Source organism: Aeromonas sp. R2-4, from assembly GCF_040908365.1.
Lineage (GTDB): Bacteria > Pseudomonadota > Gammaproteobacteria > Enterobacterales > Aeromonadaceae > Aeromonas > Aeromonas veronii.
In genome coordinates, this window is record NZ_JBFODO010000005.1 from 1 (window position 1) to 16,283 (window position 16,283).

Annotated in this window: 16 protein-coding genes, 1 tRNA gene and 1 pseudogene; 10 read left to right on the top strand and 8 right to left on the bottom strand. The window is 56.2% G+C overall.

Going from position 1 to position 16,283, the window contains the following annotated elements; translation table 11 throughout:
• The first annotated feature begins 131 nt into the window (after positions 1-131).
• Positions 132-208, top strand: a tRNA-Met gene (locus AB5Z05_RS02310).
• A 59-nt stretch (positions 209-267) separates the two neighbouring features.
• Here AB5Z05_RS02310 and AB5Z05_RS02315 read toward each other — a convergent pair.
• On the bottom strand, positions 268-396 hold the full coding sequence (locus tag AB5Z05_RS02315; protein WP_265339925.1) for a hypothetical protein: 129 nt from the start codon (positions 394-396) through the stop codon (positions 268-270).
• Between AB5Z05_RS02315 and AB5Z05_RS02320 the strand changes: the two genes are divergently transcribed.
• Positions 380-1,879, top strand: coding sequence for a leucyl aminopeptidase family protein (locus tag AB5Z05_RS02320; protein ID WP_368150002.1), 1,500 nt, complete (start codon positions 380-382; stop codon positions 1,877-1,879). The genes AB5Z05_RS02315 and AB5Z05_RS02320 overlap by 17 nt on opposite strands.
• 14 nt (positions 1,880-1,893) lie before the next feature.
• Positions 1,894-2,574, top strand: a complete 681-nt coding sequence (gene yjjG, locus AB5Z05_RS02325; protein WP_201910631.1) for a pyrimidine 5'-nucleotidase — start codon at positions 1,894-1,896, stop codon at positions 2,572-2,574.
• 117 nt (positions 2,575-2,691) lie between these two features.
• Here the strand turns inward: yjjG and AB5Z05_RS02330 are convergent, their stop codons facing one another.
• From AB5Z05_RS02330 to dusC, 3 genes are all read right to left on the bottom strand, one after another.
• Positions 2,692-3,417 (bottom strand): substrate-binding periplasmic protein, encoded by a 726-nt coding sequence (locus AB5Z05_RS02330; RefSeq protein ID WP_368150003.1) that lies wholly within the window; start codon positions 3,415-3,417, stop codon positions 2,692-2,694.
• Positions 3,418-3,572: 155 nt separating this feature from the next.
• Positions 3,573-3,941 carry an RNA polymerase-binding protein DksA gene (locus AB5Z05_RS02335; protein ID WP_019445807.1) on the bottom strand — a complete coding sequence of 123 codons (369 nt, stop codon included), beginning with the start codon at positions 3,939-3,941 and terminating at the stop codon, positions 3,573-3,575.
• Between the two features lie 97 nt (positions 3,942-4,038).
• Positions 4,039-4,983, bottom strand: coding sequence for a tRNA dihydrouridine(16) synthase DusC (dusC, locus tag AB5Z05_RS02340; RefSeq protein WP_368150004.1), 945 nt, complete (start codon positions 4,981-4,983; stop codon positions 4,039-4,041).
• A 123-nt stretch (positions 4,984-5,106) separates the two neighbouring features.
• Here dusC and AB5Z05_RS02345 point away from each other — a divergent pair, with 123 nt between their 5' ends.
• The 6 genes and pseudogenes from AB5Z05_RS02345 to AB5Z05_RS02370 form a co-directional block, all read left to right on the top strand.
• Positions 5,107-5,484: a YbaN family protein gene (locus AB5Z05_RS02345; RefSeq protein ID WP_019445809.1), complete on the top strand. Its 378-nt coding sequence runs from the start codon at positions 5,107-5,109 to the stop codon at positions 5,482-5,484.
• A gap of 133 nt (positions 5,485-5,617) precedes the next feature.
• A complete protein-coding gene (gene apt, locus AB5Z05_RS02350) occupies positions 5,618-6,163 on the top strand; it encodes an adenine phosphoribosyltransferase (RefSeq protein ID WP_005352403.1) in 546 nt (181 codons plus the stop codon).
• A gap of 172 nt (positions 6,164-6,335) precedes the next feature.
• The gene (gene dnaX / locus AB5Z05_RS02355; protein WP_368150005.1) at positions 6,336-8,831 is read left to right on the top strand and encodes a DNA polymerase III subunit gamma/tau; all 2,496 of its coding nucleotides are present in this window, start codon (positions 6,336-6,338) and stop codon (positions 8,829-8,831) included.
• A gap of 114 nt (positions 8,832-8,945) precedes the next feature.
• Positions 8,946-9,275, top strand: coding sequence for a YbaB/EbfC family nucleoid-associated protein (locus tag AB5Z05_RS02360; protein ID WP_005333445.1), 330 nt, complete (start codon positions 8,946-8,948; stop codon positions 9,273-9,275).
• 317 nt (positions 9,276-9,592) lie between these two features.
• Entirely contained in the window at positions 9,593-10,435 is an 843-nt protein-coding gene (gene nfo, locus AB5Z05_RS02365) for a deoxyribonuclease IV (RefSeq protein WP_368150006.1), read from the top strand.
• A 165-nt stretch (positions 10,436-10,600) separates the two neighbouring features.
• Positions 10,601-10,806: pseudogene (locus tag AB5Z05_RS02370) on the top strand (IS4 family transposase); the annotation flags it as partial.
• Between the two features lie 149 nt (positions 10,807-10,955).
• Here AB5Z05_RS02370 and kup read toward each other — a convergent pair.
• The 4 genes from kup to AB5Z05_RS02390 all read right to left on the bottom strand — a co-directional run bounded on the left by kup (position 10,956) and on the right by AB5Z05_RS02390 (position 15,123).
• Positions 10,956-12,824: a low affinity potassium transporter Kup gene (gene kup / locus AB5Z05_RS02375; protein WP_013723794.1), complete on the bottom strand. Its 1,869-nt coding sequence runs from the start codon at positions 12,822-12,824 to the stop codon at positions 10,956-10,958.
• Between the two features lie 513 nt (positions 12,825-13,337).
• Positions 13,338-13,760 carry a GNAT family N-acetyltransferase gene (locus AB5Z05_RS02380; protein ID WP_368150007.1) on the bottom strand — a complete coding sequence of 141 codons (423 nt, stop codon included), beginning with the start codon at positions 13,758-13,760 and terminating at the stop codon, positions 13,338-13,340.
• Between the two features lie 165 nt (positions 13,761-13,925).
• Positions 13,926-14,663 carry a hypothetical protein gene (locus AB5Z05_RS02385; RefSeq protein ID WP_368150008.1) on the bottom strand — a complete coding sequence of 246 codons (738 nt, stop codon included), beginning with the start codon at positions 14,661-14,663 and terminating at the stop codon, positions 13,926-13,928.
• Positions 14,656-15,123, bottom strand: a complete 468-nt coding sequence (locus AB5Z05_RS02390) for a hypothetical protein (protein WP_075114748.1) — start codon at positions 15,121-15,123, stop codon at positions 14,656-14,658. The genes AB5Z05_RS02385 and AB5Z05_RS02390 overlap by 8 nt, the downstream gene beginning before the upstream one ends.
• Before the next feature lie 528 nt (positions 15,124-15,651).
• On the opposite strand from AB5Z05_RS02390, the gene AB5Z05_RS02395 reads away from it, so the two are divergent.
• Positions 15,652-16,251: a 4Fe-4S dicluster domain-containing protein gene (locus tag AB5Z05_RS02395; protein WP_368150009.1), complete on the top strand. Its 600-nt coding sequence runs from the start codon at positions 15,652-15,654 to the stop codon at positions 16,249-16,251.
• The last annotated feature ends 32 nt before the right edge of the window (positions 16,252-16,283 follow it).

The following is a 16,283-nucleotide window of genomic DNA, read 5'->3' on the forward strand; positions in this document are numbered from 1 at the left end:
CATAACCCGAAGGTCGTCGGTTCAAATCCGGCCCCCGCAACCAAATTTTTCGTCAGCGTACGATTGTGTAAACAATCGAAAGCAGACAAACGCCATCAAGCTACTGCTCGGCTTGATGGTGATAATTCGGACGCGGGGTGGAGCAGCTCGGTAGCTCGTCGGGCTCATAACCCGAAGGTCGTCGGTTCAAATCCGGCCCCCGCAACCAACTTTCTGTACGTTCCCTTCCTGCATTGCCAATCATTGAACAATCCTTCTTGATGCTCGTCACCATCTGGTGATTGCTGCTATTTCTGACGCTTTTTCAAGACCAAAACTGGTCGTATCAACCATTTGTTGGGTATCATCAGGTATCTCTTCATGGATGAGGCACGCGCCTGTGATCACTTCCTTCACCTATCTTCCTCCTGCTATTGAAAGCCGGGATGCCACGCTGACCGAAGCCCTTGCCCAAGGGCTGCCGTTGCAACTGCTGCTGATCGCCGAAGAGCAGAAGGAGTCTTTACTTTCGCTGCCCGCCCTTGCGGGTCTCCAGACCCAGCTTGCGCTGGGGAAAAAAGCGCCCTTTACCCTGATGCATGGCAATACCCTGTTGCAGGTGATGTTTGTGGCCGGCAGTGTGACGCGGGATCACCGCCTCTATAAACAGATCAGAGGCTGGATTGCTCCTCTTTCTGGGCTCAATGTGGAGCGCCTCGGGCTGCATCTGGAAGGTTTTTCCCCCTCCGAGCGAGTGATGCTGGCCGAAGTGATGTTGTCAGCCCTGCTTGCTGCCAATATTTCGTTGCCCACCAGCAAGCGCCGCAGCGAAATCAGCTGGAGCTACCAGCAGATCAAGGTTTCACCCGCGGTGGTGCTGGACTTGGCGCGCCTTTACAGCGAAGCGGGGGGTAACGGGTTGGCTCGCCATCTGGCGGTGTTGCCTGCCTCCGAGCTGACGGCCGCCAGCTATCGCGAGTTTGTCAGCAAGCTGGCGCAAGATGAGGGGTGGCAGTGCCATCACTATGATCAGGCACAGCTGGCCGAGTTGGGGGCGGGGGCGTTTCTGGCCGTTGCTCGTGGCTCGGAAGACAATCAGGGGGCAATGGTCAAGCTCAGCTACTATCCACCCAAGCCGGTGCGCTGCATTGCACTGGTAGGCAAGGGGATCTGTCACGACTCCGGCGGTTACAACCTCAAGGTCTCTGGCAGCATGTATGGCATGCATCTGGACATGGGGGGCAGCGCGGTGGCGCTGGGGGCCCTCTACGCCATCAGCCGGGCTCAGCTACCCTACGAGGTACACTGCTGGCTGGCCATTGCCGAGAACCATATCGGCCCTCACGCCTATCGTCCTGGCGAGGTGGTGACTGCCATCAATGGCACCTCCATCGAGGTGGTCGATACCGATGCCGAAGGGCGAATGGTATTGGCCGATACCCTGGCAATGGCGGTGCAGGATACTCCGGATCTGCTGCTCGATTACGCGACCCTGACCGGGGCCTGCAAACGGGCGCTGGGTAGCCGCTACAGCGGCGTCTTTACCAATCGCAGCGAATGGATGGCATCACTGGTCAATCTGGGTCAGCGCAGCGGTGAGCGGATCTGGCCCTTCCCGCTTGATGACGATTACGACGACAACATCGAGAGCGAGTGGGCCGATCTGTTGCAATGTGCGCCGGGCAGTTCGCCGGATCACATTGATGCGGCCCGTTTCCTCGCCCACTTCGTGCCCGAGCAGACCCCCTGGCTGCACTTCGACCTGAGCGGTTTTCGCAACAAGGGGGGCAATGGGGTGGTCTCCAGCGAAGTAACCGGCTTTGGCGTGCGTCTCACGCTGGATCTGCTGGCCAGCCCGCTTGGCAGAGTTGGTCGCCAAGCTTCTGAACAATCTGAATGATAACAAGGAGTTCTGTGAAACAACCAAGCTATGACTGGGTGCTGTTCGATTTGGATGAAACCCTGCTCGATTTTCCGGTCGCCTCTGCGCTGACGCACACCTTGCAGATCTATGGCGTACAGGCTGATGACGCCAGCATGGCGCAGTACCACGCCCTCAACCATGGGCTCTGGCAGCAATACAACGACGGCGAGATCGATGCAACGGCGTTGCAGCAGACCCGCTTCTCCCTCTTTGCACAGCAGGTTGCCGCCGATCCCATGGCGATGAACAAAACCTTTCTGGAGCAGATCATTGCCCTTAGCATGCCTCTCGAAGGGGTGGTCGAGACCCTGCAGCAGCTACGCAGCAAGGTGCGGATGGGGATCATCACCAATGGTTTCAGCGTGCCTCAGCGGGGGCGGCTCGGCAAACTGGGCTGGAGCGAGTGGTTCGAGCCGCTGGTGATCTCCGACGAGATCCGGGTGACCAAGCCGGCGCCAGCCATTTTCCAGCACACCCTCTCCCTGATGGGGCAGCCGGATCCTGCGCGGGTACTGATGGTGGGGGATAACCCGAAAACTGATATTGCCGGGGCGGCGGCGCAGGGGCTGGCAACCTGCTGGTACAACCCGGCGCGGCAAGCGGGCGAGTGCGATGCCACCCACGAAATCCACCACTTCGCCCACCTTGCCGACATTGTGCTGGGACGCTGACAGGCAGAAGTAATCCATCACGTTATCGGTGACCAAAACGTCCTGGCAAGTTGCAACCAGGGCTGTTTGAGACAGGATTGGGTTTGCTTGAGACTGCAAGGGGAGCAGATGCTCCCCTTACTTATGAGTGTTTTCCTGTGAATGCAGGGGTCTGAACTGGTAGCGATCGAGGATCTGCTGATAGTCGGGACTCTGTTTCAATTGATCGATAGCCTGATTGATCCGCTGCAGTTGCGCTTCTGTGGTGCTCTCTTTGCTCAGCATCAGGTGAACCGGTGTCTGTTCGATATGCAGCAGAATATACAGCTTGTCCTGCATGCCATCCTTACCCTGCCACTCCTGCAGTCCGTGGGGATCCAGAATAAACCCCTGGATCCGTCCCCCTTGCAACATCTTCAGCAACTGATCCAGCCGCAGGCGCATCTGCAAACGGGGCTGCAGCTCGGGCCTTGCCATCAACTGGCGGAAGGTATTGCCGTAATCAAAGCCCTTGAGCACCCCGATATGAAAGTCAGGGGTGTTGATCAACTGCTCCAGGGTGGTAATCCCGCGCCAGCGATCGGCATCTTGCCGACGGATGACGATGGCCGTCTCCTCTTCCCGATAGGGGTGGCTGAAGCGGGCATATTGCTGCCGCTCGGCGGTGATATTGGCTGACATGGCCAGTTGAACCGTGCCGAATTTCAGCTCGTGCAACACGCGAGCCCAGGGCATTTCACTGAATTTGGCCTGATAACCGGCCCGCAGGAAGATGGCGTTGAGCAGCTCCACATCCAGTCCGCGGAGCTGTTGTTGTTCATTGCGATAACTGAAGGGCTGCCAGTCGACCCAGCCGACGACCAATGACTCCTGTGCCGTAGCCTGGCAACACAAACACCATAACAACAAGAGTCTGTACACAACGCATATCCTCGAACAGGCTGATACGGTTGAGTATTGGACAGGAACGACGGAGTAACCAGTGCTGAGGGTTGAGCGGATGCACAGATGTGCATCCCTCACAGTTCGTGGGCGTGGAATCCCTTGCGATAGCGGGCTTCGCAGCGCGGGCAGCGTTGCAGGGTCGGATCCTGTTCCAGCTGTTCGATGGAAAGCGGCTCTTCACAATCGGAGCAGAGGCCATAGAGGCCGAGATCCATCTGGCAGAGTGCCGCATCGATCCGCTTGAGGCGGGCCACGCTCTGCTCAACCTTCGGCAGATCCAGCCGGCTGGTCAGTTCCACCAGTTGATCCTGCTCGCAGTGACCGACCTGTTCGGCCCACTCGTCACGGCGGCAGGCTTTGAGCTGACCGATCAGCGTTTCTCGTACTTGGGCCCAGTCTGACAGCAGGCGATTACGCCAGACAGTCAACTGTGCTTGCGTCATTTCACACACATTATCCCCCACAGGACAGACGACAGATTCGGGGCAGTATAGGGATCCGATAACTCTATCAAGATGATATGCGTCAAGTTAAACGTGGTTAGCCGTGGCTTTTGGCTGCTTGCAGCAGGGCATCGCGGATGGGAGCCGTCTCTTTGAGTACCCGGATCTCCTGAAACAGCAGGTCCGCTTCGGGATATTCCCGCTTGAGATAGCTGAACCACTGTTTGATGCGGCTGGGGTAGTAGTCGGCTTTTTCGCTGGCAAGATCCTGCTCGGTATAGCTCACCATCAACTGCAGCACCTCGGCCCAGCTCATGTGCGGGCAGCCGGTTTTCATCACGTTGGCCAGATTGGGCAGGGAGATGGCGCCGCGCCCGACCATCAGGGCATCGCAACCCGAGACCCTGGCGCAGGTGAGGGCATCTTTATGATCCCAAATTTCGCCGTTGGCGGTGACGGGGATGGGCAGGGCGCGGCGAATGGCGTCCACATACTCCCAGTGGGCGGGGGCCTTGTACCCTTCGCGCTTGGTGCGGGCATGAACGGCCAGCTCGTTGGCTCCCCCATGAAAGACCGCCTGAGCGTTCTCTAGATAGAGATCCTTGTCGTCGTAACCGAGGCGAATTTTGGCGCTTACCGGCAGATGGGCGGGCACCGCCTCGCGCACCGCCTTGACGATGCGATAGATGGTCTCGGGCTCTTTGAGCAGCACCGCACCGCCCTTGCTCTTGTTGACCGTAGGGGCGGGACAGCCGAAGTTGAGATCGACGCCGGGGGAGCCCAGCTCGATGGCGCGCAAGGCGTTCTCGGCCAGCCACTCGGGGTGTTGCCCCAGCAGCTGGACCCGCACCGGGGTGCCTGCGCGGGTTTTGCCATCTTGCAGCAGTTCAGGGCAGAGGCGGTAGAACACCTTGGCGGGCAGCAGTTGATCGACGACCCGGATAAACTCGCTCACGCAGAGATCGTAATCATTGACGGAGGTGAGAACCTCCCGCATCAGGTGATCCAGTACCCCCTGCATGGGGGCCAAAATAACGCGCATAACGGCTTTCCGACGAGAGTGGCAAGAAAAAAGAGCGCAGATTGTAGTGGGGTTGCGGCCCGCTGTCAGCACCCGCTCAAACTCTGTTAGGCTAGAGGGAGATAAATCACGCAAGGAGAAGGAATGAAGCGTTGGTGTCTGATGGCGCTCGGGTGGCTGGCATTTGCCACCGGTATTGTGGGCATTGTGCTGCCGCTCTTGCCGACCACCCCCTTCATGTTGCTGGCTGCCGCTCTGTTTGCCCGCTCATCGCCCCGTTTTCATCGCTGGCTATTGACCCATCCCTGGTTTGGCCCGCCCATCGTGGACTGGCAGCAGTATCGCGGCATTCGTCGTCAGGCCAGACGGCGCGCCATTATCTTTATTTTGCTCACCTTTTCGGTGTCACTGGCGGTGGTGCCACTGCTGTGGGTCAAGGGGTTGCTGGTTGTCATAATGGTGATCCTGCTCACCTGGTTAATGCGTCTGCCGGTGCTGGAGCCAGTTGCAATGGCGAAGTGAAGTCCCTAAGCTATTGCAGCAATAATGCTATGGAGTCGGCCTGTCATTTTTGCGTGACAGGCTTTTTTATTTCCCGCAGAAGGGAATTGAGAAAAAATGGCCACCCCTGGGTCAAAAAATAAGCGGTCAACACATGAATCCGGAAACCCTGAAATTTATCGAAGCAAGCATCAAGACCATTCCCGACTATCCGAAGCCGGGCATTCTGTTTCGTGACATCACCAGCCTGATCGAGAACGCCGAGGCCTTCAAGGCCACCATCGATCTGCTGGCCAATCATTATCGTGATCAAGGGATCACCAAGATTGTTGGCACCGAAGCTCGCGGCTTCATCTTTGGCGCGCCGGTTGCCTATGCCATGGGGCTGGGCTTCGTGCCGGTCCGCAAGCCGGGCAAGCTGCCGCGCGAAGTGATCGAGGAGTCCTATGCCCTCGAGTACGGCACCGACACCCTGCAACTGCACACCGATGCCATCGTACCCGGTGACAAGGTGCTGGTCGTGGACGATTTGCTGGCGACCGGTGGTACCGTCGATGCGACCGTCAAGCTGATCCGCCGTGCCGGTGGTGAAGTGGCCGATGCGGCCTTCATCATCTCCCTGCCGTCTCTGGGTGGCGATGCCCGCCTGACTGCCGCTGGCATCAAGGTGGTCTCACTGGTCGAGCTGGCCGGCGAGTAATGCCTCTTCGGCCCGATCCTCTGCATCGGGCCTGCGTTGAACCGGTGCCCTTGCGGGCATCGGCTTGAAAATCAAGCGATCCCTCCCGCTGTCACCGATAGCCGATACAGCCAGCCCGCCATTTGTGTTAGCATCCGGCCTCAATGCCCTGTCTTCCCTGCATGATGGATTTATGAGCTATCAGGTTCTGGCGCGCAAATGGCGCCCCCATACGTTTGAACAAGTGGTAGGCCAGCAACATGTGCTGACCGCCTTGACCAACGCCCTGGATCAGGGACGGCTGCATCACGCCTATCTGCTGAGCGGTACCCGTGGGGTCGGCAAGACCACCATCGCCCGTATTCTGGCCAAGAGCCTCAACTGCGAGCAGGGGATCAGCAGCCACCCGTGCGGCGTCTGTGATACCTGCCGCGAGATCGATCAGGGCAACTTTGTCGACTTGCTGGAGATTGACGCGGCGTCCCGCACCAAGGTGGAAGATACCCGCGAGCTGCTCGACAACGTGCAGTACCGTCCGGCCCGCGGCCGCTTCAAGGTCTACCTCATCGATGAAGTGCACATGTTGTCGCGCCACAGCTTCAACGCGCTGCTGAAAACCCTGGAAGAGCCGCCCCCCTATGTGAAGTTTCTGCTGGCTACCACGGATCCGCAGAAGCTGCCCATTACCATCCTCTCGCGCTGCCTGCAGTTTCATCTGAAGAGTCTGGATCAGACCCAGATTGCCAAGCAGCTCGAATGGGTGCTGGATCAGGAGGGGCAGCCCTTCGAGCCCCGCGCCCTGCAGGCTTTGGCCAAAGCCGCTGACGGCAGTATGCGCGATGCCCTGAGCTTGACCGATCAGGCGCTGGCCCACGGCAATGGTAGCGTGCGCCTCGACAGCGTGCTGGCGATGCTGGGCACGCTCGATCACCGCCATCTGCACCAGCTGCTGGAAGCCATTTTGCGGCAAGATGCGCCAGCGACCATGGCCAAGATCACCGAGATCGCCACCCTGGGCCCCGATTTTGATCAGCTCCACGCCGAGCTGGAAGGCTTGCTCCATCGCATCGCCATGGCGCAACTGCTGCCTGCCAGTGTGCAGGAGCAGGGGGCGGATGCCGATTCCCTGCTGCAACTGGCCAAGGCGATGAGCCCGGAAGAGGTGCAGCTCTGCTACCAGATCGTGCTGGGTGGCCGTAAAGATCTGCCCTGGGCCCCCGATGGCCGCACCGCGCTGGAGATGACCTGCCTGCGGATGCTCGCCTTCTCCCCAAGGCGCGATGCCCTGCATCCGGCCAGCCTCACCGCGTTGCCCCCGTCAATGACGAGCAATGCAACGCCGGTAGCCTCCTTGCCGGGAAAGCGCCCGGCCGCTGAATCGGCCGCACTGGCACCGATCAGCGGCGCCGTGCCCGCGGTTGATATCTCCATGCCTGCGATGGCGGATGATATCGGCAACCCCGCCGATAGCGAGGAGGAGGCGCAAGCCGCCGAGCTGTTCAGCCAGCAGGATGAGTTGCTGCGCGAGGCTGCGGGCATGGGGTATCAACCCGAGCCCGCGTTGCCCCATGCGCAGTCCGATGTGCCAGCGCACTCAGCTGCACAGCCCGTTGATGCTGATGATCGAGTGCCTTCCGCAGTCGATATGGACTATTCCCGTAGCGCGCCGGTTACCGCTCCTGAAGCTGTTTCAGCGGTATCGAGCATGCAGAGCCTGCTTGGCAAGCGAAATATGCTGCGCAGCCGCCAGCGTGGTCAGGATGCCCCGGCGGCGCCCGCGCCGCGCGCAGTGCCGGTTGCGCCAGCTCGTTCTGTCGCGCCCGCCGCCGCTCCGGTCGTCACCCAACAGCCTGCTCCGGTCAGCCAACCGGCCGGGCAGGGGATGGCGGCGATGGGACACTATGATGAGCTGCCACCGGTGGATCTCTATGGCGACGGTTACGAGCCACAGGGTGACAACGGCGATTACGAAGAGTACCTCAATCAGGGCTTTGCCGGGCAGACTCCGGTGATAAGCCACGCCTCTGTCACGGCACCGGCCCAGCCATCCGATCTGCCACCCTGGGATCTCGACGGGCAGCCGAGCTATCGGCCCGGTGAGCACAGTGCGACGGCGCCTGCGGTGACGCCAGCACCTGCGGCCCAGCCACCCGTTGTTACCACGGCGGTGGCTGCTGCCCCTGTGACGCAGGATGAGCCCGCTCAGCCGGTGATGGAGACCATCGACTGGGATGAGCTCGAGAGCGACAGCGAGCCGCAAGAGGGAGAGGCGACTCGCCTTATCCCCTCCTCGCTGCTCAATGGTTGCGGCGACCCTTGGGCCGAGTTGATCGCTCACACTCAGGTGGGAGGGCGGCTGCGCCAGTTGGCCATCAACTCGGTGATGACGCGGGAAGGGGACAAGGTACTGCTAACCCTCAAGCCCGAGCAGCGCCATCTGGTGAGCGACAAGGCGCGCGCCGATCTGGCCGAGATCATCGGGCCAGCGCTGGGTCAACCGGTGCAGGTCGAGGTGACGCTTGGTGTGGTGCCTGACCAGGAGACCCCCCTTGAGATCGAACATCGCCTTTATCTCGGGGTGCGCGAGCAGGTGACCCGGGATCTGGAGCAGGATCCCAACGTACAGTTTTTAGTTCAGCGGTTTGGTGCCGTGCTTCATCACGAGAGCATTGAGCCCCTCAACCGCTAAATTCCGTGGCCGGGAGCTTGCTTCCGGTTGAAAAGCAGTTTGGCTGTCCCCATCTAGGACAGACAAGCCCACAGCCCGGCGCTGGATGCCGGATTTCAAGACGAGAGACGACATATGTTTGGTAAAGGTGGAATGGGGAACCTGATGAAACAGGCCCAACAGATGCAAGAGCGTATGCAGAAGGCGCAGGAGCAGCTGGCTCAGATGGAAGTGACCGGTGAAGCCGGTGCTGGCATGGTCAAGGTCACCATGACCGGTAGCCACAGCGTCCGTCGCATCGAGATCGACCCCTCCCTGATGGAAGATGACAAGGAGCTGCTGGAAGATCTGGTTGCCGCCGCTTGCAACGATGCCGTGCGTCGTGTGGAAGAGCAGAACAAGGCCAAGATGGGCGAACTGACCGGTGGCATGCAACTGCCGCCAGGCTTCAAGATGCCCTTCTAAGGCGACTCTCCCCGCGCATTCTTGCTCCCTTGTCGCTGGCCATTCGGGTCACGGCAAGGGGGACGGCCGAGAGACCCAAAGACGCAGCGTTATTGCTCAGGCGATACGCTGCGTTTTTTTATGGGCGCCATGCTGGCGCGGGCGGGCTCTAACTATCCCTTCTGGGGAGAGGTTGCCACAGCGAAGGCCGATTACGTCATGAAACGCAGCGCCTTGTGTAGGCGGCGCTATTTGTCGATACCCGCTATCGGATATCCCGGTTTGGCGTGGCTGGGCGGGATCGGCATAATGGCGGCTTGCCGTATCGAGGAGATTGTATGAAATTTATCGGAGCCCACGTCAGTGCGGCCGGCGGGGTGGATAATACCATCGCCCGCGCCCAGGCCATCGGGGCCAACGCGTTTGCCCTCTTTACCAAGAATCAGCGTCAGTGGCAGGCGGCTCCCTTGTCGGATGCCACCATCCGTGCCTTCAAGGCGGCCTGTGACAAGGCCGGTTTTCTGCCGGAGCAGATCCTGCCCCACGACAGTTACCTCATCAATCTGGGCCACCCGGATCCCGATGGTCTGGCCAAATCCCGCGATGCGTTTCTCGACGAGATGAAACGCTGCGAGCAGCTGGGGCTCTGTTATCTGAACTTCCATCCCGGTAGCCATCTCAAGCAGATCCCAGAGGCGGCCAGCCTCAAGTTGGTGAGCGAGTCCATCAACTGGGCGTTGGAGCGCAGTGAAGGGGTGACGGCGGTGATTGAGAATACCGCCGGGCAGGGGACCAACCTCGGCTGGTCATTCGAGCACCTCGCCACCATCATCGAGGGGGTGGAGGACAAGAGCCGGGTCGGGATCTGTTTCGATACCTGCCACGCCTTTGCCGCGGGTTACGATCTGCGCACTGCAGAGAGTTGCGCTGCCGTCTTTGCCGAGTTCGACCGTACGGTGGGTTTTCACTATCTCAAGGGGATGCATATCAACGGCGCCAAGTGCACCTTCGGTAGCCGGGTCGATCGCCACCACAGCTTGCGGGAGGGGAATCTGGGAGAGGCGGTATTCCACCACATCATGAATGATGATCGCTTCGATCGCATTCCGCTGATCCTCGAGACCATAGACGAGTCCATCTGGGGCGAGGAGATCAGCTGGTTGCGCAGTCTGGTGAAGTGATAGTCAGCGAGCTGTGATAGTAAAACCAAACAACTGCCACACCCAGAATCCCTATCATGGCTTCATGTACCGGATCTTTAGCGGCAACCAATTGAAATAGATGTAAAAAAGGCTTCGATAGTGATCTGATTTTATCGCTAAACACAATCAACACACGCGAAGCCTATGACCATTATCAATGCTAATCACTATCTGGAGCAATGCCCGGCTCCCGCCCGCTGTACTCGAGCTCATTGCTCGGCTCTGCAAGCTTTGTCTGCGTTACCTCTGCACTGCTGCGGGCCATGAGGGGCTGTTTACATCGTCATTTCAATGCCTTGCAACTGGTGAACGCGCATCAGGTTTCCTACAAACTGTTTCAAAATCAACTGCACTGGTTTGCCCCCTTCTCCCCTCGCGGGAGAAGGGCTGGGGATGAGGGGGCCGGTAATCGGGGTGAACGGAAACAACAGAGGGAGGCCCATGCCTCCCTCTCTATTGCTGATGTTTTCTATGCCTTTAAGAGGCTATCAACCCGCCATCAGATATCCACCTGCGAACCCAGCTCGATAACCCGGTTGGGCGGGATCTCGAACTGATCCGGGGCCCGCAGGGCGTTGCGCTGCAGCAGCATAAAGAGCTTGCCGCGCAGATAGAGATACCAGGGGCGGTCTTTCATGATGAGCGACTCGTGGGCCATAAAGAACGAGGTCTCCATCATCCGGCAGCTGAGCCCCTCGGCGTTGCAGCGGTGGAAGATCTCCTCCACGTTCGGGGTCTCGCGCCAGCCGTAGCTTGCCACCACCCGCCAGAAGGTGGGGGAGAGCTGCTCGATGCAGACCCGGCGCACATTGTGGACGTAGGGCACATCCTCCACCCGCAGGGTGAGCAGGATGATCCGCTCGTGCAGCACCTTGTTGTGCTTGAGGTTGTGCAGCAGCGCATGGGGGATCACATTGACCACCCGCGACATATAGACCGCAGTACCGGCCACCCGGGTCGGCGGGGATTTTTCAAGCGAGGCGATCATCGGCTCCAGCGAGTTGCCGTGCTCGTTCAGGCGGCGAATAAGCTGGAAACGCTCGCTCTTCCAGCTGGTCATCACGGTGAACATCACTGCGCCCAGGGTGAGCGGCAGCCAGCCGCCGGAGAAGATCTTGGCGAGGTTGGCGGCAAACAGCGGCACATCGATACAGAGCAGCGCGGCAAACAGGATAGCCACCAGATACTTGTTCCAGTGCCAGCTGTTCTTGGCCACCGAGCAGGAGAGGATCGAGGTGAGCACCATGGTGCCGGTCACCGCGATGCCGTAGGCCGCCGCCAGATTGCTGGAGTGCTCGAAGCTCATGATGACGATCACCACCGAGATATAGAGCATCCAGTTGATGACCGGAATATAGATCTGGCCGGACTCCTGCTCGGAGGTGTGAACGATGCGAATGGGGGAGAGATACCCCAGCCGCACTGCCTGCCGAGTCAGCGAAAAGACCCCGGAGATCACCGCCTGCGAGGCGATCACCGTCGCCATGGTCGCCAGCAGCAGCAGCGGCACCAGCGCCCATTTCGGCGCGAGCAGGAAGAAGGGGTTGGCAATGGCGGCGGGGTTACTTAGCAGCAGCGCCCCCTGACCGAAGTAGTTGAGTACCAGGGAGGGCAGCACCACGATAAACCAGGCGAGGCGAATTGGATTTTTGCCAAAGTGGCCCATATCCGCGTAGAGCGCCTCCACCCCTGTGATGGCCAGCACCACGGCGCCGAGGGCAAAGAAGGAGGTGGTCTGGTACTGGACAAAGAAGCGCACCGCCCAGATGGGGTTGAGCGCACCCAGCACCTCGGGGTTGTGGATGATGCCGCGCAGCCCCAGCACCGCCAGCGTCATAAACCAGATCAGCATGATGGGGGCAAACAGCTTGCCCACCATGGCGGTGCCATGTTTCTGGATGGCAAACAGCAGGGTCAGCACCAGCACCGAAAGGGTGACGATATAGGGGTCGAGGGCGGGGGTGAGAATGCTCAGACCCTCGATGGCCGACATCACCGACATCGCCGGTGTGATCACCACCTCGCCATAGAAGAAGCTGCCACCAATCAGGCCGAGGATGATCAGCAGCGGCGTCCAGCGGGTGGAGGCGTTGCGGGTTGCCAGCGACATCAGGGTGAGAATGCCACCCTCGCCGGCGTTATCGGCCCGCATCACAAAGGAGAGGTACTTGACCGACACCACCAGGATCAGCAGCCAGAAGATCAGCGAGAGAAAGCCGAGAATGGAGGCCGGCTCGACGCCGAACCCGAATTGACCTGACAGGCACTCGCGCAAGGTATAGAGCGGGCTGGTGCCGATATCGCCATAGACTACGCCAATCGCCGCCAGCATGACGCCGGGAGTGGCTTGTTGTTTATCACAGTTCATGAGTTCATCTTGTCAGTTTGATGTTTACACGTTTGCCACAGCAGATCGCCCCGAACACATCAGGTATGTGTGGATACAACATCGAGGGGAAATCAAAGGATTGTGATGGGAAGGGAGCTAATCGGATATAAAGATGCGTTTCATGGGACACAGTCTGTTCATCTGTCGTTAAGCTTATAATGACACACACTCTGCGGGTTCATGCTCAGGTATAAATAATCAAAACGTCCTTTTGAGTAAGGTTATTAATTGGCCGTTGATTGAAATATTCACCCGCTCTGCGGGCAACCGTTTGTTTTATCTAGGGAAGTGGTTTGGCCACTATTTTTTACCGAAGCGAGTGAAAAACAGACGATAAAATAGTGACTAATTAATTGCTGGCAGGGTGGCAAGAGGAAGGGGGTTGGGTAGCAATGGAGTCTTTTTGCTCTATAGCCTGTGATCAAAATGATCACAGTATTTAAATAGGCAAGAGGTGCAATGCGCTGCGCTTATTGCACCCTACGGTAATTATTACTCTCCATGATAGTGCTTCAATAAAAAGTAGCGGTCAGGACTATTTTTTACGCCGCTCACTTTACCGACTATTTTAAATCCCATTTTTTCATAAAATTTTGGTGCCTGAAATGAGAGAGTGTCGACTTGAGCAGCGATACATCCCCGTTTTTGTGCCTCACGTTCAGCAATCTCCATTAATTTAATGCCAAGCCCCTGACCTCGTTTGTCATCGTGTACCCAAAGCACCTCGATCAACAGTTGATGATAAATAGTACGTCCGGCAATGCCACCGACAACTTCGTCATTATCGTCATGAATGGCAACAATTAAAGGTTGGGAGCGTTCCTCACCCATTTTATCAAAATTAAATTGTCTAAGGTTATCAACAAGTACATTTAAGATGTCATCTTTATGTTCATTATGGATTTTTATATTCATCAAATCTTATTCCATTAAAATGTAATCGTAGGGTGCAATGAACGAAGTGAATTGCACCAAGTATTAAAGAGGCAAGAGGTGCAATGCGTTGCACTTATTGCACCCTACGGCACTAATTAGATGTATACAGTAATGCCACGACATAATATTTCACATATGCGTTTATTAGAAAACATCTAAAGTAGAAAAACGAAAAACCCTACCAGCAATATGTCGACCATCTTCATTGTTAAATGTTTTTCCCGTTCTCTCACATGTAAAGTAATCTATTTCATTTCCTTCTTCATCAGAGATTGTGGTAATGATGCAACGCTTATCTCTCGGATTTTCAACGAATGCGAAATGGTCTAATCTAATTATTTTTCTGTCAATACGTTGGCAAAGACCACCCATATAAATTTCATTTTCTATATGTTCACATGAGCTAAATAAGTTCCCACATATTGAGCAGTTTCCGACAGTTTCAACAATTCCTGGGCTATTAAAGAAATTCCAACTAGGGAATAAAATACGCTCCGCATTTTTTAAGTGAGATTGGAATGTCCTTACTCCTTCATAGTCATTGATTCTAATAGCTATGGAGAGATATTCTTGAGCATCAATTAAATTACTCCAAGAATCTTCAAACTGATGGTTTTTAAGTTTAAGCCACATATTTAAAGAGGATTTCATCGCATTAATCATACATTGCATATGGAAAAACTGATTAGCTGCAACTTCATTTTGGCGTTCTGCTGCCTGATGTTTATATTCTTTTAATTTAAGTAAATATTTCTCACACTCCTTAATTTTATCTGTTTGTACGTCTACGGATCTTGTATAAACATTGAATTTACTACATGAGTCAATAAAATCGCAGTAATCTTTATGGATTTCATCGAAGGTCAGAAATTGTTCACTCATTAGACAGACCCTTATCTAGAATTTTGTTGATGGAGTTTTCAAGATAGGGTAAACCATCTAAACTGCCTTCATAGGAAAACTCAGTTATTTTTATGTCATCTACTTCCTTGTAAATTAATTTAAATTTAATATTTCCGCTTCCATTTTCTTTAAAAAAGTCGGTTATATAGCTTGATATCACACCACAAGTAATAGATATCAACTCAGGGTTTTGAGTTACGGCTGTAGATGTAATTAATAGTAAAGGGCCAAACCAGTCACCAGAACGTTGATCTATTAAAATTTCAGGTTCGGTGAAATATTCAATATTTATTTTTTGGCTCGCATACTTGTAAAATGATATTGCTGTTGAATGGTATTCATAGTTATCAGTATCTAGATAATTACATGGAAGAATGACAATTCCATTTGAATCGAGGCTGAAATCATCTATATCAATGTTATTTATATCTAACTTCATATGACCTCTTGAATTATAAATGAGTTGTTAATTGGAAATTAGATATGCATCCAACAGAGCTGGTTGCCAAGTGGCACATATTAACCGGACAGGTGAAAAACTAAAGAGGCAGGGGCTTAAAATCGGCTCTGGCTCAACAAATTAGCCAATAAGTGGTCCATATTTGTTCTGTTTGACGTGATGATGGCCTGCCAGCTTGATAGCAAAACCAAACAATAAGCCGCTCCGGCATCCTCTCCGATTAAGCCTTTGATCCTTCCGATATGTAGGTGGGGCAGGGAGTTGGTAGCAGGTGTCGAGCTCGTCACTTTTGTCGTGTCGATCACACTTCCCACCCCGTTGTCACCCTCGTCAGTAGCGGTAAACAGCAAGCCACTCTTGCTGATTACTCCTTTATTTTCATATGGTTGTGAATTTTTATCGCGCCATTTTCCCGTTTTGGTCTGATAAATGCTTTGTGGGGGGCTGGCCGCCTCTTTGCCTGTCGGCGGGCGGCCCGGTGTAACGAACCATTTAGGATCCCTCTCTATGAACAGCTTCGTGATTGCAGATCCCAGTCTCTGTATTGGGTGTCGTACCTGTGAGGTGGCCTGCGCCGTTTCACACCAGTCAGGGTCTTGCAGCGGGACCCTTGAGCGGGAGGGCGGCCTGCATCTTGCCATCGAGGATGGACATCTGGTCTCCAAGGACAGCTACTTTCAGCCGCGCCTGAAGGTGATCGTGGGCAGCAAGGTGACCACGCCGGTGCTCTGCCGCCAGTGTGAAGACAAGCCGTGCGCCATGGCCTGCCCGAACAATGCCATCGTCAGCGAGGATGGTTGCGTCAAGGTGTTGCAGGAGCGCTGCATCGGCTGCAAGTCCTGCGTGGTGGCCTGTCCTTACGGCGCCATGGCGGTGGTGCTCAAAGAGGTGGCCCCCGCTGCCGATTCGCTCTTCAAGCGTCCGCAGACCAAGGCACAGGCGCTCAAGTGCGATCTCTGCCGTCACCGCGAGGCGGGCCCGGCCTGTGTCGAGGTGTGTCCGACCCAGGCGCTGCGGCTGGTCACGCCGGAGCATCTTGAAAACCTGAACCGGCAGAAACAGCTGGCCAGTGCCGAGGCACTGCTGGCGATGGCGGCGCGGGTGTGAGCGGGCTTGCCGAGCCGTTTTTCGTTAACAAA